Source organism: Janthinobacterium psychrotolerans (genome assembly GCF_001677885.1).
Taxonomy (GTDB): Bacteria; Pseudomonadota; Gammaproteobacteria; order Burkholderiales; family Burkholderiaceae_D; genus Janthinobacterium; species Janthinobacterium psychrotolerans.
The window spans coordinates 48,741-71,446 of record NZ_LOCQ01000041.1; the positions used below are offsets into that span (position 1 = coordinate 48,741).

Annotated in this window: 18 protein-coding genes and 8 tRNA genes; 19 read left to right on the forward strand and 7 right to left on the reverse strand. The window is 61.9% G+C overall.

The window, feature by feature from the left end; all coding sequences use genetic code 11:
- The first annotated feature begins 43 nt into the window (after positions 1-43).
- The 5 genes from ASR47_RS03705 to ASR47_RS03725 all read left to right on the forward strand — a co-directional run bounded on the left by ASR47_RS03705 (position 44) and on the right by ASR47_RS03725 (position 3,976).
- Positions 44-916, forward strand: coding sequence for a CheR family methyltransferase (locus ASR47_RS03705; protein ID WP_065306420.1), 873 nt, complete (start codon positions 44-46; stop codon positions 914-916).
- A gap of 8 nt (positions 917-924) precedes the next feature.
- On the forward strand, positions 925-1,533 hold the full coding sequence (cheD, locus tag ASR47_RS03710) for a chemoreceptor glutamine deamidase CheD (RefSeq protein WP_065306421.1): 609 nt from the start codon (positions 925-927) through the stop codon (positions 1,531-1,533).
- A 44-nt stretch (positions 1,534-1,577) separates the two neighbouring features.
- On the forward strand, positions 1,578-2,657 hold the full coding sequence (locus ASR47_RS03715; protein WP_065306422.1) for a protein-glutamate methylesterase/protein-glutamine glutaminase: 1,080 nt from the start codon (positions 1,578-1,580) through the stop codon (positions 2,655-2,657).
- A 147-nt stretch (positions 2,658-2,804) separates the two neighbouring features.
- A complete protein-coding gene (gene cheY / locus ASR47_RS03720; protein ID WP_026132837.1) occupies positions 2,805-3,203 on the forward strand; it encodes a chemotaxis response regulator CheY in 399 nt (132 codons plus the stop codon).
- A 284-nt stretch (positions 3,204-3,487) separates the two neighbouring features.
- The gene (locus tag ASR47_RS03725) at positions 3,488-3,976 is read left to right on the forward strand and encodes a hypothetical protein (protein ID WP_150127681.1); all 489 of its coding nucleotides are present in this window, start codon (positions 3,488-3,490) and stop codon (positions 3,974-3,976) included.
- A 53-nt stretch (positions 3,977-4,029) separates the two neighbouring features.
- Here the strand turns inward: ASR47_RS03725 and panC are convergent, their stop codons facing one another.
- The 5 genes from panC to metG form a co-directional block, all read right to left on the reverse strand.
- Positions 4,030-4,869 (reverse strand): pantoate--beta-alanine ligase, encoded by an 840-nt coding sequence (panC, locus tag ASR47_RS03730; protein ID WP_065306424.1) that lies wholly within the window; start codon positions 4,867-4,869, stop codon positions 4,030-4,032.
- Positions 4,870-4,925: 56 nt separating this feature from the next.
- Entirely contained in the window at positions 4,926-5,786 is an 861-nt protein-coding gene (locus ASR47_RS03735) for a segregation and condensation protein A (RefSeq protein WP_065306425.1), read from the reverse strand.
- 23 nt (positions 5,787-5,809) lie between these two features.
- Positions 5,810-6,019, reverse strand: coding sequence for a DUF3460 family protein (locus tag ASR47_RS03740; protein WP_065306426.1), 210 nt, complete (start codon positions 6,017-6,019; stop codon positions 5,810-5,812).
- A 95-nt stretch (positions 6,020-6,114) separates the two neighbouring features.
- Positions 6,115-6,594, reverse strand: a complete 480-nt coding sequence (locus tag ASR47_RS03745) for a GNAT family N-acetyltransferase (protein WP_065306427.1) — start codon at positions 6,592-6,594, stop codon at positions 6,115-6,117.
- A gap of 9 nt (positions 6,595-6,603) precedes the next feature.
- On the reverse strand, positions 6,604-8,772 hold the full coding sequence (gene metG / locus ASR47_RS03750; protein ID WP_065306428.1) for a methionine--tRNA ligase: 2,169 nt from the start codon (positions 8,770-8,772) through the stop codon (positions 6,604-6,606).
- 170 nt (positions 8,773-8,942) lie between these two features.
- Between metG and apbC the strand changes: the two genes are divergently transcribed.
- From apbC to ASR47_RS03765, 3 genes are all read left to right on the forward strand, one after another.
- Positions 8,943-10,031 carry an iron-sulfur cluster carrier protein ApbC gene (gene apbC, locus ASR47_RS03755; protein ID WP_065306429.1) on the forward strand — a complete coding sequence of 363 codons (1,089 nt, stop codon included), beginning with the start codon at positions 8,943-8,945 and terminating at the stop codon, positions 10,029-10,031.
- A gap of 137 nt (positions 10,032-10,168) precedes the next feature.
- On the forward strand, positions 10,169-12,325 hold the full coding sequence (locus ASR47_RS03760; protein ID WP_082988726.1) for a TonB-dependent siderophore receptor: 2,157 nt from the start codon (positions 10,169-10,171) through the stop codon (positions 12,323-12,325).
- Positions 12,326-12,457: 132 nt separating this feature from the next.
- On the forward strand, positions 12,458-14,089 hold the full coding sequence (locus ASR47_RS03765; RefSeq protein WP_245714251.1) for an alkaline phosphatase family protein: 1,632 nt from the start codon (positions 12,458-12,460) through the stop codon (positions 14,087-14,089).
- A 250-nt stretch (positions 14,090-14,339) separates the two neighbouring features.
- Here ASR47_RS03765 and ASR47_RS03770 read toward each other — a convergent pair whose 3' ends face one another.
- The gene (locus ASR47_RS03770) at positions 14,340-15,908 is read right to left on the reverse strand and encodes a phospholipase D family protein (RefSeq protein ID WP_082988727.1); all 1,569 of its coding nucleotides are present in this window, start codon (positions 15,906-15,908) and stop codon (positions 14,340-14,342) included.
- 57 nt (positions 15,909-15,965) lie between these two features.
- Positions 15,966-17,210 (reverse strand): diaminopimelate decarboxylase, encoded by a 1,245-nt coding sequence (gene lysA / locus ASR47_RS03775; protein ID WP_065306430.1) that lies wholly within the window; start codon positions 17,208-17,210, stop codon positions 15,966-15,968.
- A gap of 150 nt (positions 17,211-17,360) precedes the next feature.
- On the opposite strand from lysA, the gene ASR47_RS03780 reads away from it, so the two are divergent.
- The 11 genes from ASR47_RS03780 to earP all read left to right on the forward strand — a co-directional run bounded on the left by ASR47_RS03780 (position 17,361) and on the right by earP (position 22,598).
- A complete protein-coding gene (locus ASR47_RS03780) occupies positions 17,361-18,272 on the forward strand; it encodes a LysR family transcriptional regulator (RefSeq protein WP_065306431.1) in 912 nt (303 codons plus the stop codon).
- 81 nt (positions 18,273-18,353) lie between these two features.
- Positions 18,354-19,760, forward strand: a complete 1,407-nt coding sequence (gene gltX / locus ASR47_RS03785) for a glutamate--tRNA ligase (RefSeq protein ID WP_065306432.1) — start codon at positions 18,354-18,356, stop codon at positions 19,758-19,760.
- Positions 19,761-19,885: 125 nt separating this feature from the next.
- Positions 19,886-19,961, forward strand: a tRNA-Ala gene (locus ASR47_RS03790).
- 65 nt (positions 19,962-20,026) lie between these two features.
- Positions 20,027-20,102: transfer RNA gene (locus ASR47_RS03795), tRNA-Glu, on the forward strand.
- A gap of 135 nt (positions 20,103-20,237) precedes the next feature.
- A tRNA-Ala gene (locus ASR47_RS03800) sits at positions 20,238-20,313 on the forward strand.
- A gap of 36 nt (positions 20,314-20,349) precedes the next feature.
- Positions 20,350-20,425, forward strand: a tRNA-Glu gene (locus ASR47_RS03805).
- 53 nt (positions 20,426-20,478) lie between these two features.
- Positions 20,479-20,554: transfer RNA gene (locus ASR47_RS03810), tRNA-Ala, on the forward strand.
- Positions 20,555-20,928: 374 nt separating this feature from the next.
- A tRNA-Glu gene (locus ASR47_RS03815) sits at positions 20,929-21,004 on the forward strand.
- A 124-nt stretch (positions 21,005-21,128) separates the two neighbouring features.
- Positions 21,129-21,204 (forward strand) — tRNA-Glu (locus tag ASR47_RS03820).
- A 71-nt stretch (positions 21,205-21,275) separates the two neighbouring features.
- Positions 21,276-21,351 (forward strand) — tRNA-Glu (locus ASR47_RS03825).
- A gap of 80 nt (positions 21,352-21,431) precedes the next feature.
- Positions 21,432-22,598 carry an elongation factor P maturation arginine rhamnosyltransferase EarP gene (earP, locus tag ASR47_RS03830; protein WP_065306433.1) on the forward strand — a complete coding sequence of 389 codons (1,167 nt, stop codon included), beginning with the start codon at positions 21,432-21,434 and terminating at the stop codon, positions 22,596-22,598.
- Positions 22,599-22,706 lie beyond the last annotated feature (108 nt).

Here is a 22,706-nt window from a genome sequence, read left to right on the forward strand (position 1 = left end):
AAGGCATTGTGCTCAAAGCAGTCATAGAAGAGGTAATCAAAAAATGCCGCAAACTAAAACGGATTCGGTCAAGGAATTTGACTTTACCGGCAAGGATTTCGAGCGCGTCCGCGCCATGATCTACAAGCGGGCCGGCATCGCGCTGGCCGACAGCAAGCAGGAGATGGTCTACAGCCGCCTGGCGCGCCGCTTGCGCGCGACCGGCATCTCGTCGTTCGTGCGCTACCTGGACGACCTGGAAGCGGGCCGCATGGCCGACGAGTGGGAGGCGTTTACCAACGCGCTGACGACCAACCTGACGTCGTTCTTCCGCGAGGCCCATCATTTTCCGCTGCTGGCCGAGCATGTGAAAAAGCTCAAGGGCCCGATCACCATCTGGTGTTCGGCCGCCTCCACTGGCGAGGAGCCGTATTCGATCGCCATGACGGTGTGCGAGGCCTTCAATACGCTCACGCCGCCGGTGACCATCATCGCCACCGACATCGACACCAATGTGCTGGCCACGGCCGCCAATGGCGTCTACAACCTCGACCGGCTCGACAAGATGGAGGCCGACCGCGCGCGCCGCTTTTTCTTGCGTGGCAAAGGCGACCGCGAAGGCCAGGTGCGGGTGCGTCCGGAATTGCGCCAGTTGATCACCTTCAAGCCATTGAACCTGCTGGCCGACGGCTGGCCCGTCAGCGGCCAGTTCGACGTGATCTTCTGCCGCAACGTGATGATCTATTTCGACAAGGCGACCCAGCGCAAGATCCTGTCGCGCTTCGTGCCGCTGATGAAGCCCGACGCGCTGCTGTTCGCGGGCCACTCGGAAAATTTCCTGTACGTTTCGGAGTCCTTGAAACTGCGCGGCAAAACAGTGTATGAACTCGATCTGTCGCGCAGCACCGCACCCAAAGCATCGTCGCAACGTACCTGAGATTAGCCATGAGCCTCGCACCCAATGAACAATTCGCCACCAACGTCTATTTCGACCGGACGTTCAACTGCGACGCCGCCAAGATCCTGCCTGGCGAGTACTACTTTACCAACAAGGACATGCTGATCGTCACAGTGCTCGGCTCCTGCGTGTCGGCCTGCATCCGCGACCGCGTCACGGGCCTGGGCGGCATGAACCATTTCATGCTGCCCGACGGCGGCAGCGACACCAGCAGCCCGATCTCGGCCTCGATGCGCTATGGCACCTACGCCATGGAGATCCTGATCAACGACCTGCTGAAAGCGGGCGCCAGGCGCGAGAACATGGAAGCGAAAGTGTTCGGCGGCGGCGCCGTGCTGCGCGGCTTTACGGCGATTAACGTCGGCGAGCGCAATGCGGCCTTCGTCATCAACTACCTGAAGGCCGAAAAGATGCGCGTGGTGGCCGAAGACCTCAACGACATCCACCCGCGCAAGGTGTACTTCTTCCCGCGCAGCGGCAAGGTGCTGGTGAAAAAGCTGATGCAGTCGCATAACGACACCCTGGCGCGCCGCGAGCTCGATTACGCCAGCCGCCTGAAGGTCGCTCCCGTGGGCGGATCGGTAGATTTGTTCTGACAAAGATCATGAGTAGAGGCCGGTATGGCCTGGAAGGGGAATAAATGAAGACCAAGGTACTGATCGTGGACGATTCGGCGCTGATCCGCAGCGTGATGTCGGAAATCGTCAACAGCCAGCCCGATATGGAAGTGGTGGGCACGGCGCCGGATCCGCTGGTGGCGCGCGAGCTGATCAAGCAGACCAACCCGGACGTGCTGACGCTGGATGTCGAGATGCCGAAGATGGACGGTCTGGACTTCCTGGAAAAGCTGATGCGCCTGCGCCCGATGCCGGTGCTGATGGTGTCGTCGCTGACCGAGCGCGGTTCGGAAATCACCATGCGCGCGCTGGAACTGGGCGCGGTCGATTTCGTCACCAAGCCGAAGATCTCGATCCAGAGCGGCATGCGCGAATACAGCGAGATGATCGCCGATAAAATCCGCGCCGCCTCCAAGGCGCGTATCCGCGCCCGCACGATAGCACCGCATGGCGCGCCGGCTGCGCCTGGCACGGCGCCGTTGCCGGTCTTGCGCAATCCGCTGCTGTCGTCGGAAAAACTGATCATCGTCGGCGCCTCGACCGGCGGCACCGAAGCGATCCGCGAGTTCCTGATGCAGATGCCGTCGGACTGCCCCGGCATCCTGATCACCCAGCATATGCCGGAAGGCTTTACGCGCTCGTTTGCGCGCCGCCTCGATTCGCTGTGCAAGATCTCGGTGCAGGAAGCGGCCGGCGGCGAGCGGGTGCTGCCTGGCCACGCGTATATCGCCCCCGGCCACTCGCACCTGACCTTGACCCGCAGCGGCGCGAACTACATGACCAAGATCGACCAGGGCGAACCGGTCAACCGCCACCGTCCGTCGGTGGACGTGCTGTTCCGCTCCGCCGCCCAGTTCGCCGGCAAGAATGCGGTCGGCGTGATCCTGACCGGCATGGGCAAGGATGGCGCGCAAGGGATGCTGGAGATGAAGGCCGCGGGAGCGTATAATTTCGCTCAGGACGAAGCCAGTTGCGTGGTGTTCGGCATGCCGCGCGAAGCGATCGCCGTCGGCGCCACGCATGAGGTCGGCGCCCTGACGGCGCTGCCCGGGATGGTGCTCGGATACCTGGCGGCCCATGGCATGCGCGCTTTGCGCGTGTAAGCCACGTTTCCTATAATGGATGGCAAGTTTTTTCGCTTAAAAGCAACGAAAATGCTATCCTACAACTTGCTGCCGTAGTGTCGACCATAATGTCGGCATTCATGTCGATATTATTAACAAACCGCTACAGAAACAACGGAGTTATTCATGGCTGATCCAAAGATGAAATTTTTAGTCGTCGACGATTTTTCGACGATGCGCCGCATTGTGCGGAATCTGTTGAAGGAACTCGGTTATGCCAACGTCGACGAGGCGGAAGACGGCGTGATGGGCCTGGCCAAGCTGCGCGCGGAATCGTTCGATTTCGTCGTCTCGGACTGGAACATGCCGAATATGGACGGCCTGACCATGCTCCAGCATATCCGCGCCGATCCGGCACTGGCCAAGCTGCCGGTGCTGATGGTGACCGCTGAAGCCAAGAAGGAAAACATCATCGCGGCCGCGCAAGCGGGCGCCAGCGGCTATGTCGTCAAGCCATTCACGGCCGCGACGCTCGATGAAAAGCTGAACAAGATTTTCGAAAAACTGGAAAAAGCCGGCGCCTGATCAGGTCTGTTTGCTCCAATAAAAAAGCTGCCAGTGTGAACTGGCAGCTTTTTTTTCATCTGTCATATCGCCCCGTCACCTGCTTTTGACCTGTCAGCCGCTGTGCCCTCAGCGCCTGGGTCCGGTATTTTCATATGTTGTATCCATGAGATTGCGCTGATTGCTAATCATTGCGCAAAGGAATTAAATATTTCCCAAAGTTAACTTTACACGTCAAATAATTTGGCCCATGATCGATGCACTATTTCCCCTTTGTCCCCGACCCCGACAAGAAGGAGCGCAGCATGCGCCGAGCCCCCGTATTATTCCTTGCCCTTGCCCTTGCCCTTGCCACGGCCCTGCTGGCCGCTTGCGGCGTGAGCGTTGAGCAGGCCGTGGTTGCGCCTGTCGCTGTCATCACGGAGGCGCCGCCGTCCGACACCCAGGAGGCCGCCGTGCAGCCGGCCACCGAGGACGAGGGTGATGGCAGGCATGCCTATCTGCACCGCGTGGGTGGCCACGATTATGTCAGCCTGAACCGGAGCGGACCGCAGGGTGGTTTGCCCATCCGGACGGGGGCGCAGCGCCACGTGCGCGCCATCCGCCTGCTGGCCGCCGACCCGGCGCAGGCACGCGCCATGCTGCGCAGCCTGAGGTTGCCCGCGCATCAGCGCAAGCTGTGGGGTGGAGAAGAAATCGTGCTCGATACGGCCAGCTATGACATGCTGCAGGCGGCCCGCGGCAAGGGCAACACGCTGTATGCGGAACTCAGGCTGGTGGGAATGGAGAAGTAAAGAAAAGAAACGGGGCCGAATGGCCCCGTCGAGGTGATGCGTGGAGCTGCGGCTCAGATTTCCAGGTTGTCGATCAGGCGCGTCTGTCCCAGCCTGGCCGCCGCCAGCACCACCAGCGGTTCGCCCGCCGCCAGTTCGGCCGCATCGGGCGCCTGCAGGTTGGCGCGCTTGCGCACCGAGATATAGTCGGACTTCCAGCCACGGCCGTCGAGCAGGCGCATGGCGGCCTGTTCCAGCTCCGTCACGGACAGGTTGCCCTTGCGCACTTCCTCTGCCACAAAGTTCAGGCCCTTGTACAGCTCGGGCGCCTCGGCCCGTTCGCTGTCGGACAGATACATATTGCGCGACGACAGCGCCAGGCCGTCGTCGGCGCGGTAGGTTTCGGCGGCGATGATTTCGGTCGGCATGGCCATCTGGCGCGCCATATTGCGGATGATCATCAGCTGCTGATAATCCTTTTTGCCGAACACGGCCGCGCGTGGCTGCACGCAGGAAAACAGTTTGGTGACCACCGTGCACACGCCTTCGAAGAAGCCGGGACGGAATTCGCCTTCCAGGGTGTTGCCCAGGCCGTCAGGCGGGCGCACGCGGTATTCCTGCGGTTCCGGATACAGTTCCTTTTCGGTCGGCGCAAACAGCACGTAGACGCCTTCCTTTTCCAGCTTGGCGACATCGGCGGCCATGGTGCGCGGATATTTTTCGAAGTCTTCGTTCGGGCCGAACTGCAGGCGGTTGACGAAAATCGAGGCCACCACCGGGTCGCCGTGCTTGCGCGCCAGGCGCATCAGCGACAGATGGCCTTCGTGCAGATTGCCCATGGTCGGCACGAAGGCCGTGCGCAGCTGTCCGCTGAGCTGGTCGCGCAATTCATCGATGTCGGAAATAATTTTCATTGCATGCTTTCGCTAAAACCCCGTTGTACGGTGGTCAGTGACAAGGGGTGATGATATCAGGCCGGCGAATAGGCCAGCCGGACGTAAATGGGCGCAAACGGTTCGGCTTGCGTAATTTCGATCAGGGTTTCCTTGGCCAGTTCCAGCAGGGCCACGAAGTTGACCACCACCACCGGCACGCCGCCTTTGACATCGAACAGCTCGCCAAACTCGACGAAACGCGCGCTTTGCAAGCGGCGCAGGATGGCTGTCATGTGCTCGCGCACCGACAGTTCCTGGCGGCTGATGCGGTGATGCTGGGTCAGCTTGGCGCGTTTGAGCACATCGAGCCAGGCTTGCTGCAGGTCCACCGGCTCGACTTCGGGCCAGCTTGGGCTCAAGCTTTGCTCGATGAAGATCTGGGTGCGCACGAAGTCGCGCTCGAACTGCGGGATGGTGTTCAGGTCGTACGCGGCCAGCTTGATCTGCTCGTATTCGAGCAGGCGGCGCACCAGTTCGGCGCGCGGGTCGCCGCCGTCCTCTTCCACGTCGCTCTTGCGCGAGGGCAGCAGCATGCGCGACTTGATCTCGATCAGCATGGCCGCCATCAGCAGATACTCGGCCGCCAGTTCCAGGTTGCGCACGCGGATCTGGTCGACGTATTTCAGGTATTGCAGGGTGACCTGCGCCATCGGAATATCGAGAATATTGAAGTTCTGCTTGCGGATCAGGTAGAGCAGCAAGTCGAGCGGGCCTTCGAACGCTTCGAGGAAGATTTCCAGCGCGTCCGGCGGAATATACAGATCCGTCGGCATGCGCAGCATCGGCTCGCCATACAGGCGGGCGATGGCCAGCGGATCGGGCGCGGGCGGCGCGATGACCTCGGCCACGTCAGGCACGGTGGTGCCTGGCGCGTCCGCCGGTTCTTCAGGCAACATCGTGCCGGTTCCAGCGGTGGCTGTTAGTTCTTGTTCTGGTACACGTAAGCTTGCTGCTTGACGGCCGAGGCCATCTGGCGGTCCTGCTCGTCAAGGCTGACGGGCGGCTTGTCCCACAGCAAGGCGCGGCCGGCGCGCTGGCCTTCTTCCATGGCCGGGTTCTTCGCTTTCAGTTCGGCGATGAACAGGGTGTGGTCCGAGACGTAGTTCATGTGTTTTGCAGGCAGTTTCATGGTCACTTCCGAGTTAAATCAGCAAGCCGCATTTTACCGCGCCAGGCGGCGTGGCGGGGTATTCTGGCGGCCGGCTTGAAGGGGTTTTCTAAAAATCAATAACGCAGCATGCGCCGCATGACCGAAGGCGGTGGTTCCGCCGGGTTGGCATGCGAATATTCGAGTTCTTCTGCCAGTTCAAAACCGAAGGCGGCATAAAAATCGATCAGCTTGCCTTGATCCAGTCGCACGGCCAGCCGCAGTTCCTCGGCCTGGCACGACAGCGCATGGTGGATCACCGCTTCGAGCAAGTGCTGCGAGCAATGGTTGCCGCGCCAGGCCGGCAAGATGCCCATGCGCGAGATTTCCCAGATGGACGGTTCGCTGTCGAGCGGCATGAAGCGCAGCGAACCGGCCGGCATGTCGTCGATCAGCAAAATAAAGCCGCCACCGCTGCGCAGGGTGCGCGCCACCTGTTCGGGCGTTTCAAGGTGGCCGCTGGACGACGCGGCCACCTTGCCGGCCCAGGCCGCGCGGGTCAGCCCGGCAATCAGGGCCGCATCGTCATCGCCCGCTTCACGCACCACGATATTCATGAGGAGGCCTTAACGGATGCGCATGCCAGGTTCGGCGCCCGGCCACGGGTTCAAAATGTAAATGCCCGGATTGGCCTTTTCATCGGCGGCGGAGGCGGCCATCACCATGCCTTCGGACACGCCAAACTTCATCTTGCGCGGCGCCAGGTTGGCCACCAGCACCGTCAGCTTGCCGACCAGCTCTTCCGGCTTGTAAGCCGAACGGATGCCCGAGAACACATTGCGCAAACGGCCTTCGCCGGCGTCCAGGGTCAGGCGCAGCAGCTTGTCGGAGCCGTCGACCAGTTCGCAGTTGACGATTTTGGCGATGCGCAGGTCGACCTTCAGGAAGTCGTCGATCTTGATCTCGGGCGCCAGTTCCTCGATGGCGGACGCTGGCGTGCTGGCCACCAGGGCCGGGGCCGCAGGAGCTGCATCGTTGGCGGCGTCAGCGGCAGTAGCCATTGCGGCAGCCTGTGGCGCATCGAACAGCGCTTCGATCATCTTGGCGTCCATGCGCGTCATCAGGTGGCTGTAGGCGCCGATGGTGCGGCCCAGCATGCTGTGCGAGACGGCGTCGCCGAACACCTGCGTGTCGGCCCAGGTGAATTCGGCGTCGTTGAGGAAAGCAGCCACGTTCTTCGCCACGCCCGGCAATACCGGCGACAGCAAAATCGTCAGCTGGCGGAACAGGATCAGCGCGGTGGTGCACACATCGTGCAGCTCGGCCGTCTTTTCCGCGTCCTTGGCCAGTATCCACGGCTTGTTTTCGTCGACATACTGGTTGGTGATGTCGGCAATTTCCATGATCTCGCGCAGGGCCTTGCCGAATTCGCGGTTTTCAAAGTGTCTGGCGATGCTGTCCTGGCGCTCGATGACGACGCCGTTGACGTCCTGCGTCAGCGCGCGGTTGATCCAGGTCTGTGCGCCTTCGGACAGGGCGGGGGCCAGCTTGCCGTCGAAACGCTTGGCGATAAAGCCGGCGCAGCGGCTGGCGATATTGACGTATTTGCCGATCAAATCGCTATTGACGCGGGCGACGAAATCTTCGCCGTTGAAGTCCAGGTCTTCGACCTTCGAATTCAGTTTGAACGCTATGTAGTAGCGCAGCCACTCCGGGTTCATGCCCAGGTCCAGGTAGCGCAGCGGCGAGATGCCGGTGCCGCGCGACTTCGACATTTTTTCGTTGTTGACCGTCAGGAAGCCGTGCACATTGACTTTCAGTTTGTCGATCACCGGGTGATCGGCAAATTTCAGCATGGCGGGCCAGAACAGCAGATGGAAGGAAACGATGTCCTTGCCGATAAAGTGAATCTGTTCGGTGCCCGGGTCATTCAAAAAGGCCTCGAAATCGATGCCCTGCTTGTCGCAATAGTTTTTCAGGCTGGCCAGGTAGCCAACCGGCGCGTCCATCCACACATAGAAGAACTTGCCCGGTGCATCGGGAATCGGGATGCCGAAGTAGGGCGCGTCGCGCGAGATATCCCAGTCGGCCAGCTTTTCACCGGCTTCGCCCAGCCATTCGCTGACCTTGTTGACCATTTCCGGCTGCAAGCGTCCCGGCGTGTTGAGCCAGTCTTTCAGAAATTCAAAGCAGCGCGGGTCGGACAATTTGAAGAAATACTGTTCCGACGGCTTCATCACCGGCGTGGCGTTGGTAAATACCGAGAACGGGTTGACCAGGTCGGTCGGCTGGTAGGCCGCGCCGCACACTTCGCAGTTGTCGCCGTACTGGTTTTTGGCGCCGCATTTCGGGCATTCGCCCTTGATATTGCGGTCGGCCAGGAACATGCCCTTGACCGGGTCGAAGAAACGGTCGACGGTCTTGGTGACGATCAGGCCGGTATCGCGCAGCTTGCGGTACAGCGACTGCGACAGGTCGACGTTTTCGGGCGAATCGGTTGAGTACCAGTTGTCAAAGGCGATATGAAAGCCGTCCAGGTACTGGGCGCGGCCGGCGGCGATATTGGCGACGAACTGCTGCGGCGTGATGCCTTCCTTTTCGGCGGCGATCATGATGGGCGTGCCGTGCGTATCGTCGGCGCCCACGAAGTGCACTTCACGGCCGGCGTCGCCATCGCGTTGCATTCGCTGAAAACGTACCCAGATATCGGCCTGGATATATTCCATGATGTGGCCAATGTGAAAAGCGGCGTTTGCGTAAGGCAGGGCAGTGGTGACGAACAGCTTGCGAGTCATGATTGATGCACTTTTGGGATGGATAAACAAGCATTTTAACAGCGGAAACGCAATATGAGCAGATGCCGAGCAGTTGCAACCGCGCCATGTGGTGCATTTGTCTTTGCATGGCCATCGTAAGCGCCCCGCGCATTTGCGCTAAACTGCGGGCATCACACACGGAGAATCACATGAGCATCACAGCAGAAGACGTCAAGGCAGCCCTGGCGCAGGTTATTGATCCCAATACCAACAAAGATTTCGTTTCCAGCAAGACCGTCAGGAACCTGAAGGTAGACGGTGGCGATATTTCACTGGACATCGAACTGGGCTACCCTGCCAAAAGCCAGATCGACCTGATCCGCAAATCCGTGCTGGCCGCGCTGCGCGTGCTGCCCGGTGTCGGCAATGTCAGCGTCGGCGTGTCGTCGAAGATCATTTCGCACACGGTGCAGCGCGGCTTGAAACCGATGAGCAATGTCAAGAACATCATTGCCGTCGCCTCGGGCAAGGGCGGCGTCGGCAAGTCGACCACCGCCGTCAACCTGGCGCTGGCGCTGGCCGCCGAGGGCGCGTCGGTCGGCGTGCTGGACGCCGATATCTACGGTCCGTCGCAGCCGATGATGCTGGGCATCAGCGGACAGCCGAAAACGCTGGACGGCAAGAGCATGGAGCCGATGGAAAACCACGGCCTGCAAGTGTCGTCGATCGGCTTCATGATCGACCCGGACGAGCCGATGGTGTGGCGCGGCCCGATGGTCACGCAGGCCCTGCAGCAGTTGCTGGACCAGACCAACTGGCGCGACCTCGACTACCTGATCGTCGACATGCCGCCAGGTACCGGCGACATCCAGCTGACCCTGTCGCAAAAAGTGCCGGTCACCGGCGCCGTGATCGTCACCACGCCGCAGGACATCGCGCTGCTCGACGCGCGCAAGGGTCTCAAAATGTTTGAAAAAGTCGGCATTCCCATCCTCGGCGTGGTGGAAAACATGAGCACGCATATCTGCTCGAACTGCGGCCATGCGGAAGAAATCTTCGGCGCCGGTGGCGGCGCCAAAATGTGTGCCGACTTCGGCGTGGAATTCCTCGGCGCCTTGCCTTTGACCATGGCGATCCGCCAGCAGACCGATTCGGGCACGCCCACCGTGGTGGCCGAACCGGACGGCCCGGTGGCCGTGATCTACAAGCAGATCGCGCGCACCATCGCCATCAAGGTGGCGGAGAAGGCGAAGGACATGACGAATAAATTCCCTAGTATCGTGATCAAGAACGATTGATCGACAACGTGCAGGGACAATGCCGCGCCAGCAAGCGCGGCATTTTTTTTGTCCGAGTAAAACAAGATCAGCATGGTATCTTTACCTGGATTTACATATAATAATAAGAATCATTCGCAACTACGTAAAGATGCTTCATGCCTTCCTTCCTGCCCGCACCCCGTCCCATCGCTTTTGCCGCCCGCCTGTTGTGCCTGACCATGCTGTGCCAGCCGGCCCTGGCCGCTGACAGCGCCGCGCTCGATGCGAGCGCCGACGCCGCGCCGGCCACCATCCAGACCGTGCATGTGGCCAGCACGCGCGAGGAAAACGCGGGTTTTGGCGCCACGCGCGCCAGCGGCACGACCACCAAGTCCGACCTGTCGCTGTTCGAGACGGCGCAATCGATCTCGGTGCTGACGCGCGACCTGCTCGATTCGCGCCAGGTCACGACCTTGAACGAAGCGATCCAGAGCTCGGCCGGCGTGTCGTCGGGCAGCTGGGGCAAGCGGGGCTGGGACGACTTTTCCATCCGCGGCCAGCGCGCCTCGGAATCGATCTATGTCGATGGCCTGAAACTGAACCAGTCCAACTACGTGGCGCAGGAGGTATTCGGCGTCGAATCGATCGACATCCTGAAAGGCCCGGCCTCGATCAATTTCGGCCTGGTGCAGCCGGGCGGCATGGTCAATATGGTCAGCAAGCGCCCGCGCGCGGAAAGCTTCAACCAGGCCGGCTTCGCCGTCGGCAGCTACCACTACAAGCAGGCCACGTTCGACCTGGGCCGGCCTTTGAACGACAGCGGCAAGGCGGCCTTCCGCCTCAATGGCCTGTGGTCCGATACCGACGACCAGACCGACCAGGTGTGGTTCAAGAACCAGTACCTGGCGCCGTCGCTGTCGCTGGACCTGGGCGCCAATACCGATTTCACGATACTCAGTTCCTACACGCGCCGCGAATACCTGCGCACCCAGGGCGCGCCCGTGAAAGGCACTTTGCTGCCGAACCGCAATGGCCCGCTCAAGCGCGAGCTGTTCTACGGCGAACCGGGTTTCGGGCCTTACGATTCGTCGCAAAAGCAGATCGGCTACAGCCTGGTGCACAGGTTCGAGAATGGCTGGAAAGTGGCGCAGAATTTCCGCTGGCAGACCATGTCCATGGATGGCCGCTTCGTGTCGCTGTCCGGCTTGTCGGCCAACGAGCTGCTGCAAAGCCGCTCGGCACAGTTGCAAGACGTCGACGGCAACAATCGCGCCCTCGACACCAATGCCGCGCGCACGCTGGTGTTCGGCGGCATGGAGCACAATGTGATGGCGGGCCTGGACCTCAATCACGACCGCGTTCGCTACGCCAACCAGGTGTGCCGCATCGCCGCGCTCAATGTCTTGAACCCGGTCTACAACACCGCGATCACCTGCCCGCCAGCCAGCCGCCTGACCAACACGATCGTGTCGTCGACGGGCCTGTACCTGCGCGACCAGATCAAGCTCAATGACAACTGGCGCCTGAACCTGGCCGTGCGCCACGACCGCGCGCGCAACCGCGAACTGAATGAACTGACCGGCATCACGCAGCGCCAGGACACCTCGTCCAACACCGGCAACGTGGCGCTGTCGTATGTGCTCACGCCGAACATCATCCCCTACGTCAGCTATGCGACCTCTTTTTTGCCCGTCAGCGGCAGCGACTTTTTCGGCGTGCAGTTCAAGCCCGAAGAAGGGCGCCAGGCCGAAGTGGGCAGCAAGTTCCAGTTTGCCGGCGGCCGCATCAATGGCGCCATGGCCATCTATGACCTGACGCGCACCAACGTCACCACGGCCGATCCGGACCCGGCACATATCGCCATCCTGTCGAGCGCCCAGGTACAGACGGGCGAGCAGCGCACGCGCGGCTTCGAAGCCGAGATCAGCGCCGACCTGCGCAATGGATGGAGCGTGCAGAGCGCGCTGACGGTGCTCGACGCGCGCGTGACCGAGGACAATGGCGGCACGGCCGGCCGGCGCCTGCTCAATACACCGCGCCAGAGCGCCAATGTGTGGGCCAACTACCGCTTCCGTGGCGGCGTGATGGATGGCTGGACTGCCGGGCTGGGCGCGCGCTACGAAGCGTCCAAGACCGGACCATCGGTCAGCTACACGGTGCCCGGCTACACCGTGCTTGATACCAGCCTCGCCTACCAGGGGCGCGGTTACCGGGTCAGCCTGAACGTGAAAAACCTGTTCGACAAGGCGTATTACGCAGGCGTACTGAACGCCAACGTGCTGCCGCTGGGCGACCCGCGCGTGGCGGTATTGAAGGCGGTGTTTGACTTTTAAGCAAGGGTGAACGAGCATGGCGGCTGGTTCGCGGTCATGCTCCTGTCATCTTGCATGGGTATGCTGCCGCGCACATCCACCAGCCATCGATACTTTGTCATGACACCAGCCATTTCCTTCACACGCAAAATAGTGCCTGCCTTGCTGCTGGCCGCATTCTCCGTCCATGCCGCGCCCGCGCCGCAAAAGCCTGTGGCGCAGCCCAGGCTGGTGGTCGTGCTGGTGGTCGACGGCCTGCCGCAGGAGCAGGTCACGCGCTACCGCGACCAGTTCGGCCAGGGCGGTTTTCGCCGCCTGCTCGAACAGGGCGCCTGGTTCAGCGACGCGCACCAGGCGCACGGCATCACGGTGACCGCCATCGGCCACTCGGCCGTGCTGACCGGCGCCTATCCCTACCAGCATGGCGTGATCGGCAACAACTGGATCGACCCCGTCACCAAACAGTCGGTCTACTGCACCGAAGACAGCGCGCACACCTATATCGGCGAAGAGACGAAAGCCGGCGACGGCACCTCGCCGGCGAAACTGCGCGTGACAACACTCGGCGACGAGCTGCGCTACGGCACCGGCAACCAGGCCAAGGTGATTACCGTGTCGGGCAAGGACCGCGGCGCCATCCTGCTGGCCGGCAAAACCGGCACCGCCTATATGTATATGGAAAAGAGCGGCAACTTCGCCAGCTCCACTTACTATATGCAGCAGCATCCACAATGGGTGCAGCGCTACCAGGCCGGCAAACCGCAGGACCGCTATTACGGCAAGAGCTGGACGCCGCTGCTGGCCGACTCTGCCTACGTCAACGATGCGCGCGATGATATCGTGCCGGCCAGGGCGGGCGCACGCAATACCTTCCCGTTTGCCTACTACAGCGACAGCGGCGGCCTCGATGGCGACTACTACAGCCGCCTGAAGTCCGGCCCCTTCCTCGACGAGCTGACCCTGGAATTCGCGCGCGCCGCCGTCGATGGCGAAAACCTGGGCCGCAATCGGGCCGGCGTGCCGGACATCCTGGGCGTGAGCCTGTCGGCGCACGACTATGTAAACCACGCCTACGGCCCCGAGAGCAAGATGTCGCACGACCACCTGCAGCGCCTGGACCGCATGCTGGCCGGCTTCTTTGCCGACCTCGACAAAAAGGTCGGCATGGACAATGTGCTGGTGGTGCTGACGGCCGATCACGGCTTTGCCAACGTGCCCGAATTTAACGAAACGCGCGGCATCCCCGCCAAACGCGTCGACGGCGCGCAACTGCTGCAGGACCTGAATGGCCATCTGGCGAAGACGTTCGGCGTGGACAAGCTGGTGACGACCTATTCGCTGCCGAATATCTACCTGGACTACGCGCTGGCGGAGAAAAATGGCGTCAGCCGCGTCAAGCTGGAAGACGCGGCCAGCAGCTTCCTGCTGCGGCAGGACGGCCTGGCGCAAGTCTATACGCGCACGCAGATGGAAACCGGCGCCGTGGCTACCCGCATGGACACGCTGATGCGCCGCGCCTGGAACCGCCAGTTGTCGGGCGATTTGATGGTGGTGACGAAACCGGCCTGGTACTTCGGCAAGGGCGCCGGCGGCACCTCGCACGGCACGCCCTACACCTACGACACCAACGTGCCGCTGATGGTCTACGGCCCGCGCTGGATCAAGCCGGGCGCCTATGGCCAGTATGCGGAAGTGGTCGATATCGCGCCGACCCTGGCGCATTTGCTGCGCGTGCGCCAGCCGTCGGCGTCGGAGGGGCGGGTGTTGACGGAGGTGGTGCGGTAAATCGTCTGGTGGTGGTGTCGGGTTACGCGCTGCGCGCTAACCCGACCTACGCTCTTCGCCCGCATCGTAGGTCGGATTAGCGGCGAAGCCGCGTAATCCGACATCACCGTTGGCTCGTGTGCCATCGTAGTGGAATTAGCGGCGAAGCCGCGTAATCCGACATCACCGTTGGCTCGTGTGCCATCGTAGTGGAATTAGCGGCGAAGCCGCGTAATCCGACATCACCGTTGGCTCATGTGCCGCGTCCTTATTACAATAACCAGTCTATCGGCAGCACCGACAATATCGCCACCCCCATGCGCTTCCACACGCTGGTGCCCGGCTCGGTGTCGTGGCGCGTGACGCCGCCCCTGGCGTCGCGCGCGATCCAGTACAGCGCGCCGTCGTCTCCCAACAGCACCTGGTAGGCGCGCTGCGGGATGGTGCTGCGCATGGCCTGGCCCAGTTTGCCGGCCAGTACCGGACTGTCGATCACCAGGCCCATCTCGGTATTCAGGTCTATTGAGCGCGGGTCGAAATTGAAGGAGCCGACAAAGATGCGCTGGTCGTCGACGGCAAAGGTTTTCGCGTGCAGGCTCGATGCCGAACTGCCGAAGCGGCCGGTCTTTTCACGCGCGTCGCCTTCGTCCCACGAGCGGCGCGATTCATACAAGGTCACGCCCGCTTGCAGCAAGGGTTTGCGCCACTTGGCGTAGCCCGCATGCACGGCCGCCACGTCGGTCGCTTCGAGCGCATTGGTCAGGATGCGCACGTTCACGCCTTGTCTTGCCAGGTCCGAAAACGCCTGTGTTCCCGATTTGCCGGGCACGAAATACGGCGAGACCAGGTCGAGTTCCGTGCTGGGCACGCCCAGCAGCTTTTGCAGGTTGTACGCCACGCCCGAGCCGGGGCGCGCCTGGTCCAGCACCTTGGCCGGATCGTCGCTGACCAGGCGCGTGGGCGCCCATTCGAACGGCAACTGGCCGTCGATCAATTGCTGCACGAAAGGTGAGGTGCGCATGGCCTGCACGTAGTCTTCCGCCGCTTCGGTGTCGTCGATGCGGTCCGCTTCGCGGGCGATCTCGCCGGCGTCGCCGGTTTTCGGCGGCTTGATCAGCGAAGTGGCCGGATAGGCCGAAGGACTGTTCCAGTAGCGGTCGAAGTCGTGCGACACGGCGCCCACCACCGGGCCGATCACCAGCACGTCGAGGTCGGCGAACAGCACGTCGCCGGCCGCGCCAAAATATTCGTCGCCCACATTGCGCCCGCCAACGATGGTGGCCTGGTTATCGGCGGTGAACGATTTGTTGTGCATGCGCCGGTTCAGGCGCGAAAAGTCGGTCAGAAAACCCAGCGCGCGGGGCCAGCGCACGGCGAAGGGATTGAACAGGCGGATTTCCAGGTTGGGCTGCCTGGCCAGCAGGGCCAGGGTGTCGTCAAGCTCGGAAGTGTTGTTATCGTCGAGCAGCAGGCGCACGCGCACGCCGCGTTCGGCCGCCTGGCGCAAGGCGTCGAACAGCAGTGTGCCGGTGATGTCCTTGTGCCAGATGTAATACTGCACGTCCAGCGTGCGCTCGGCTGCGGCGGCCAGCAGGGCGCGCGCGGCAAACGCGTCGCGTCCGTCAAGCAGGGCGTGGATGCCCGAGACGCCCGGATGCCGGGCGGCGAGGGGCAGCACGGCCTGGGCCAGTTTCGTCTGCGCGGTATCGGTCAGGGTCAGGCTGGGCGTGCGGCCTTCGAGTGCAGGCAGCTCGGCGCAGCCGCCCAACAAGGCTGACAGCAGCAGCGCCGTCGGCAAGCAGGCTGCGAGACGGCGCGAGGGCAGGGCAATACGGGTCATGGCGCTCTTTTCTACGGGGTTGCCCGATGGTAGCAGAAGCGCGCCTGGCCCGAGGCCTTACACGGCTTCGAGCGCGATCAGTTCGGCCACCGTCTGGCGGCGGCGGATCACGCGCGAAGCTGCGCCGTCGGCCAGGTACTCGGTCGCATGCGGACGGCTATTGTAGTTCGACGACATCGACGCGCCATACGCGCCCGCGCCTTCGAACACCACATAGTCGCCCACCTGCGCCGCTGGCAGCAAGCGCGTTTCCACCACGCCGCCATCGCGCTGGGTAAACACGTCGCCCGATTCGCACAGCGGGCCGCCGACCACGGTGGCGCATGGCGGGCTGGCATCGAGTGCGCGGCCGTCGTGCGCGATCACCGTCATCGCATGGTAGCTGCCATACATGGCGGGGCGCATCAGTTCATTGAAACCGGTATCGAGCAAGGTGAAGTGGTTGCCGCCCATCTGCTTGGTGGCGCGCACTTCGGCTACCAGCAGGCCCGCGTCGGCCACCAGGAAGCGGCCCGGCTCGATCTCGAGGTGCACCGGATGGCCCAGATGCGCTTCGATCTGCTTGCGCGCCGCGTCCCACAGCTGGAAATAATGGCCGGTGTCGACCGGCTGCTCGCCGTCGCGGTAGGGTACCGACAGGCCGCCGCCGGTGGAAATTGCCTCGATATCGTGACCCAGGTTTTTGACCAGATCGACCATGGTGCCGCAGACGGTTTCCAGGTGGCTGTAATCGACGCCGGAGCCGATATGCATGTGCAGGCCGACCAGGTGCAGGCCATGCGCGCGGATGACGGCCAGCGCTTCGGGCAGCTCTTCATGCCAGATGCCGTGCTTGCTGTTCTCGCCACCGGTATTGGTCTTGTTGCTGTGGCCATGGCCATAGCCGGGATTGATGCGCAGCCAGACGCGGTGGCCGGGCGACACGGGGCCCAGCTGGCGCAGCATGTCGACCGAGCCGCAATTGACTTCGATCTTGGCCTCCACCACGCGCGCCAGGGTGGCGCGGTCGAACAGGTCGCAGGTAAACACCACGCCGGCCGCGCCATGGGTAGGCGCCGGCGAGTAGCCGGCCTGCAGCGCGCGCTCGATCTCGCCCAGCGAGACGGCGTCCACATGCACGCCCGCCTCGCGCATCAGTGTCAGCAGATGCGTATTCGAGTTGGCCTTCTGCGCAAAGCGTACCGTGTCGAACTGCGCCAGCTGGGCCACGCGCGCGCGGATGGTGGCCGCGTCGTAGACCCACAGGGGCGTGCCGTGCTGCCGGGCGAGTTGGGCGAGGGTCTGGTCGTTGACGGGTTTCATGCGGGGCCTTTTCGTGTTTTGGTGGAGTCGGTGGTGGTGTCGGATTACGCGTTCCGCTAATCCGGCCTGCGATGCTGTTGATGATAGGGGGATAATGGACGTGCATAAAATATCCATTTGAGGCTACCTTATTCATTTATGATATGGCTTATGTCCATCTCCCTGCGCCATATCGAAGTTTTTCGCGCCATCATGACCACCGGCAGCGTGACGGCGGCCGCCGCCATGCTCAATACCTCGCAGCCCACCGTCAGCCGCGAGCTGGCGCGCCTGGAATACCTGACCGGCTTGAGCCTGTTCGAACGCGAGCGCGGACGGCTGCGCCCCACCGCCCAGGCCTTGCAGCTGTTCGAGGAAGTGCAGCGCGCCTATTTTGGCCTGGAGCGCATCGTCAGCACGGCCGCCGCCCTGCGCCAGTTCGACCAGGGCCAGCTGTCGATCGCCTGCCTGCCGGTGTTTTCGCAGTCGCTGCTGCCGCAGGCCTGCAAATCGTTCGTGGCCGAGTTTCCGAACGTGAGCATCAGCATCACGCCGCAGGAGTCGCCGCTGCTCGAAGAATGGCTGTCGGCCCAGCGCCATGACTTCGGCCTGACGGAAGTGGACAATGCGCCGCCGGGCACGGTACTGGCGAACCTGATGTCGGTCGACGAAGTGTGCGTGCTGCCCGATGGCCACGCGCTGGCCGGCAAGGCGGTGTTGACGCCGGAGGATTTTGCGGGGCTGCCGTTTATCAGCCTGGCGGCGGTCGACCCGTACCGCCAGCAGATCGACGCCATCTTTGCCCGCGCCGGCGTCGAGCGGCGCATGGCGCTCGACACGCACAGCGCCGCCTCGGTGTGCGCCATGGTGCGCGAAGGCGTGGGCCTGGCCATCGTCAACCCGCTGACGGCGCTGGACTTTGCGGGGCAGGGCCTGCAGATACGCCGCTTTGACGTCTCGCTGCCGTTCACCGTCAATATCGTCAAGCCGCTGCACCGGCCCCTGTCGCAGCTGGTGGCGCTGTTCGAGCAGGCGCTGCATGCGCAGGCGGACGAGGTAAAACGGCGGCTGCTGGCGCTGTAGGGCAACAGGCAATGCGCAAGTGGAGCGGCGCCGGTCAACAGAGTAAAATGGCGTTTTACTTCATTTGGCCTGATTACTTCGATGACCACCACCGCTACTCCCGTCCGCACCCGTTTCGCTCCCAGCCCGACCGGCTACCTGCATCTGGGCGGCGCCCGCACCGCCTTGTACAGCTGGGCCTATGCCCGCCACTTCGGCGGCACCTTCGTGCTGCGCATCGAAGACACGGACCTGGAGCGCTCGACGCCGGAAGCCGTGCAAGCGATTATCGAAGGCATGAAGTGGCTGGGACTGGACCACGACGAAGGCCCGTTCTACCAGATGCAGCGCATGGATCGCTACCGTGAAGTGGTGGCGCAGATGCTGCTTGATGGCACGGCGTATCACTGCTATTCGTCGCCGGAAGAAGTCGAAGCGATGCGCGAGCGCATGCGCGCCGCCGGCGAAAAGCCGCGCTACGACGGCACCTGGCGCCCGGAGCCGGGCAAGACCCTGCCGGCCATCCCGGCTGACCGCAAGCCCGTGGTGCGCTTCAAGAACCCGCTCGATGGCGACGTGACCTGGGACGACGTGGTCAAGGGTACCATCACGATTTCGAACCGCGAACTGGACGACCTGGTGATCGCGCGCCCGGACGGCACGCCGACCTATAACTTCTGCGTGGCCGTCGACGACTGGGACATGCAGATCACCCACGTGATCCGCGGCGACGACCATGTCAACAACACCCCGCGCCAGATCAATATCCTGCGCGCCATCGGCGCACCGCTGCCGCTGTACGGCCACCTGCCGATGATCCTCGGCGCGGACGGCGAGAAGCTGTCCAAGCGCCATGGCGCCGTCAGCGTGATGGATTACCCGGCGCAGGGCTTCCTGCCAGAGGCGATGCTGAACTACCTGGCGCGCCTGGGCTGGAGCCACGGCGACGATGAAGTGTTCTCGACCGCGCAGTTCTGCGAGTGGTTCAACCTCAATCACCTGTCCAAGTCCGCCGCCCAGTTCAACAATGAAAAGCTGGCCTGGCTGAACAATCACTATATCAAGCAGGCCGACAACGCGCGCCTGGCCGAACTGGCCCGAGCGCAGATGCTGGCGGCAGGCGCCGTCTTCGAAGGCGCACCGGATCTGGCGCTGGTGCTGGGCATGATGAAGGAGCGCGCCAATACCATCAATGAGCTGGCAGCGGCCTCGATGCTGTTCTTCCGCGAGCCGCAGCCCGAGGCAGCGCTGGTCGCGCAGCACATCACCGACGCGATCAAGCCGGTGCTGGCGCAGTTCGCGGAACGCATCGCGGCGGTGGAGTGGAGCAAGGAGGCGGTGGCCGCCATGATCAAGGAAGTGCTGGCCGCTAACACCATCAAGATGCCGATGCTGGCCATGCCTTTGCGTTTGATTCTGACGGGCCAGTTGCAGACCCCGGCCATCGATCAGGTGGTGGTGCTGTTCGGCCGCGAGACCGTGCTGGCGCGCCTGGCCAAGTGGCTGTAATCGCCGCTGCCGGATAACGATGAAATGACGGTGCGGAAACCGTGCCCTATGAAAACTTTGTCATGGGCGAAAAAGGGTATTTGCAGAGTGAAACTTCTTTGCTATACTCTTGTTTCTGCACCAACGGGGGTATAGCTCAGCTGGGAGAGCGCTTGCATGGCATGCAAGAGGTCAGCGGTTCGATCCCGCTTACCTCCACCAGCAGCAAAATCGCAGTCAGGTTTTGTTAGTCGTTGAAGTGGTGCAGTCGCTGTAGAAGTTCCGAGGTCCCCATCGTCTAGAGGCCTAGGACATCACCCTTTCACGGTGAGTACAGGGGTTCGAATCCCCTTGGGGACGCCAGGTAGTTGTGGTATAGTAGTGGCAGTTGTTTGTACTGATTGTTGTAAGTTCAGGCTGGTCAAAAGACGGGTTCTGGATGGAAAGCAAGTAGTGGAACAAAGTCGCCAAGTGCGGCTTTTATTATTTCTGCGCCCGGGGGGTATAGCTCAGCTGGGAGAGCGCTTGCATGGCATGCAAGAGGTCAGCGGTTCGATCCCGCTTACCTCCACCAACAGCGCAGAGGTAAAGTAGCAAAGGTAGTTCCAGGGTCCCCATCGTCTAGAGGCCTAGGACATCACCCTTTCACGGTGAGTACAGGGGTTCGAATCCCCTTGGGGACGCCAGTTCGGTCTGGTGTTGTTGGTAGCAAAAAGTAGTGGCAGTGTTTCTGCGCCCGGGGGGTATAGCTCAGCTGGGAGAGCGCTTGCATGGCATGCAAGAGGTCAGCGGTTCGATCCCGCTTACCTCCACCAATAGCGCAGAAGTCACATGGTAATCAAAGTCGCCCTGAGCGGCTTTTTTTACGTCCGCGAATTGATCGCCATGCCATCAAGAGAGTGTGGCGTAGGTCGGATTAGCGGCACGCGTAATCCGACAACACCACCGATCCAAATCAAAATCGCCATGTATGCAAGTTAATCTGGCATTTTTTCGCGCATGTTAAGCGGTATCGTCAGCCCCAGGCGCTATCTTCTGCCCTCATAGGGAGATCCATAAAATAATCTGCAAAATAAAACCCCCATCAGTTGATTTCACGAATTACCCCGTGCTATACTTCGCGCACGCTTTTTTGAGGGGCCAAGCAAAGCCTTCAACGAAGAGTCCGCTGAGAGTAAAGACAGCACAGGTCCCCATCGTCTAGAGGCCTAGGACATCACCCTTTCACGGTGAGTACAGGGGTTCGAATCCCCTTGGGGACGCCAGGATTTTTAGTGGTAAAGTAACTGCAGTGCTGAATCGGCCTGACAAGTCAGGCTTTTTTTGTTTCTGCAAGATTACTGTAGTGCCGGGTCAGGATGCGTAGCAGAGCATTCAGGACAGATTTCTGTCCCCATCGTCTAGAGGCCTAGGACATCACCCTTTCACGGTGAGTACAGGGGTTCGAATCCCCTTGGGGACGCCAGATTCGAGTAGCAAGCAAGTAGATAATAAGCAAGGCCGGATGCAAAACAGCGCATCCAGGACAGAGTTTCTGTCCCCATCGTCTAGAGGCCTAGGACATCACCCTTTCACGGTGAGTACAGGGGTTCGAATCCCCTTGGGGACGCCAGACCGGCTGATTCAGCCAACAACAAAGCCGCCTGGTCACAGTGCGGCTTTTTTGTTTTTCAATTCCACTATTCCGCTCCCATGCCACTTCCTGCCGACCGCGCCACCTCCCTCGCCATCTTCTGCAAAGTCGTCGACAACTACGGCGATATCGGCATCTGCTGGCGCCTGGCGCGCCAGTTGCAGCGCGAGCATGGGGTGGCTGTCAGCTTGTGGGTCGACGATCTCGTCAGTTTCAAGCGCATCTGTCCGCAGATCGATATATCGCTCGATATCCAACAGGCAGCCGATGTCACCGTGCGTCACTGGCGCGACCAGGACGGAAATTTCACACCGCAACAGACGGCCGATATCGTCATCGAATTTTTTGCCTGCGATATTCCGCCCGGGTATATCGCCGCGATGGCGCAGCGCCAGCCGCAACCGGCATGGCTGAACCTGGAAGGCCTGACGGCCGAAGAGTGGGTCGAAGGCTGCCACAAGCTGACGTCGCCGCGCCACGGCATGATCAAGCATTTTTTCTTTCCGGGCTTTACCGATAAAACCGGTGGCCTGTTGCGCGAGGCGGGGCTGGAAGAGCGGCGCCGGCGGTTCCAGTCCGATCCGGAGGCAATGCACGCCTTCCTGGCGCAGTTTGGCGTCACGCCGCAGGAGATGACGGCAAGCAAAGTATCGCTGTTCTGCTACCCGCATGCGCCGGTAGCCGAGCTGCTGGCCAGCTGGCAGGCTGGTGGCGAGCCCATGGTCTGTCTGGTGCCGGAAGGGGTGGCGTTCGACGCCGTTAGCGGCTTTATCGGCGCCGATGCCGTGGTGGGTGCGTCGCGCACGCAAGGCGCGTTGAGCGTGCGCGTGCTGCCTTTCGTGCCGCAGGATGAGTACGACCAATTGTTGTGGGCTTGCGACGTCAACTTCGTGCGCGGCGAGGATTCCTTCGTGCGCGCGCAGTGGGCCGGCAAGCCATTTATCTGGCATATCTATCCGCAGGATGAAAACCTGCATCACGTCAAACTGCGCGCCTTTTTGCAGCGCTATGCGGTGGACGCCGATGGCGTCATTGCCAGCCTGGCCGAGGCCAGCGAATACTGGAATGGCGCCAGCAAGGCCGAAGCTGGCTGGCCTGGCCTGTGGCCTGCATTGAGCGAGGACATGGCGCGCATCACGGCCAGAGCCGCCGATTGGCATGCGCAGATGCTCGGTAATGGCGAGCTGGCCGGCAACCTGCTGTCGTTTGCGCGCTTGCCACGGTAGGCGCTGGTGGAAAATTGAGGTAAAATGCCCGGTTATTTCTGACAGATTTTAAACCGATCAAACGCAAGCCTGCGGCGCCGATGGCGCACCGGCGGCAGATGGTCTTCA

What these genes read in the sequence shown, in the direction of transcription:
- ASR47_RS03705 (WP_065306420.1), top strand. Translation starts at nt 44, where the DNA reads ATGCCGCAAACTAAAACGGATTCGGTCAAGGAATTTGACTTTACCGGC.
- cheD (WP_065306421.1), top strand. Translation starts at nt 925, where the DNA reads ATGAGCCTCGCACCCAATGAACAATTCGCCACCAACGTCTATTTCGAC.
- ASR47_RS03715 (WP_065306422.1), top strand. Translation starts at nt 1,578, where the DNA reads ATGAAGACCAAGGTACTGATCGTGGACGATTCGGCGCTGATCCGCAGC.
- cheY (WP_026132837.1), top strand. Translation starts at nt 2,805, where the DNA reads ATGGCTGATCCAAAGATGAAATTTTTAGTCGTCGACGATTTTTCGACG.
- ASR47_RS03725 (WP_150127681.1), top strand. Translation starts at nt 3,488, where the DNA reads ATGCGCCGAGCCCCCGTATTATTCCTTGCCCTTGCCCTTGCCCTTGCC.
- panC (WP_065306424.1), bottom strand. Translation starts at nt 4,869, where the DNA reads ATGAAAATTATTTCCGACATCGATGAATTGCGCGACCAGCTCAGCGGA.
- ASR47_RS03735 (WP_065306425.1), bottom strand. Translation starts at nt 5,786, where the DNA reads ATGTTGCCTGAAGAACCGGCGGACGCGCCAGGCACCACCGTGCCTGAC.
- ASR47_RS03740 (WP_065306426.1), bottom strand. Translation starts at nt 6,019, where the DNA reads ATGAAACTGCCTGCAAAACACATGAACTACGTCTCGGACCACACCCTG.
- ASR47_RS03745 (WP_065306427.1), bottom strand. Translation starts at nt 6,594, where the DNA reads ATGAATATCGTGGTGCGTGAAGCGGGCGATGACGATGCGGCCCTGATT.
- metG (WP_065306428.1), bottom strand. Translation starts at nt 8,772, where the DNA reads ATGACTCGCAAGCTGTTCGTCACCACTGCCCTGCCTTACGCAAACGCC.
- apbC (WP_065306429.1), top strand. Translation starts at nt 8,943, where the DNA reads ATGAGCATCACAGCAGAAGACGTCAAGGCAGCCCTGGCGCAGGTTATT.
- ASR47_RS03760 (WP_082988726.1), top strand. Translation starts at nt 10,169, where the DNA reads ATGCCTTCCTTCCTGCCCGCACCCCGTCCCATCGCTTTTGCCGCCCGC.
- ASR47_RS03770 (WP_082988727.1), bottom strand. Translation starts at nt 15,908, where the DNA reads ATGACCCGTATTGCCCTGCCCTCGCGCCGTCTCGCAGCCTGCTTGCCG.
- lysA (WP_065306430.1), bottom strand. Translation starts at nt 17,210, where the DNA reads ATGAAACCCGTCAACGACCAGACCCTCGCCCAACTCGCCCGGCAGCAC.
- ASR47_RS03780 (WP_065306431.1), top strand. Translation starts at nt 17,361, where the DNA reads ATGTCCATCTCCCTGCGCCATATCGAAGTTTTTCGCGCCATCATGACC.
- gltX (WP_065306432.1), top strand. Translation starts at nt 18,354, where the DNA reads ATGACCACCACCGCTACTCCCGTCCGCACCCGTTTCGCTCCCAGCCCG.
- earP (WP_065306433.1), top strand. Translation starts at nt 21,432, where the DNA reads ATGCCACTTCCTGCCGACCGCGCCACCTCCCTCGCCATCTTCTGCAAA.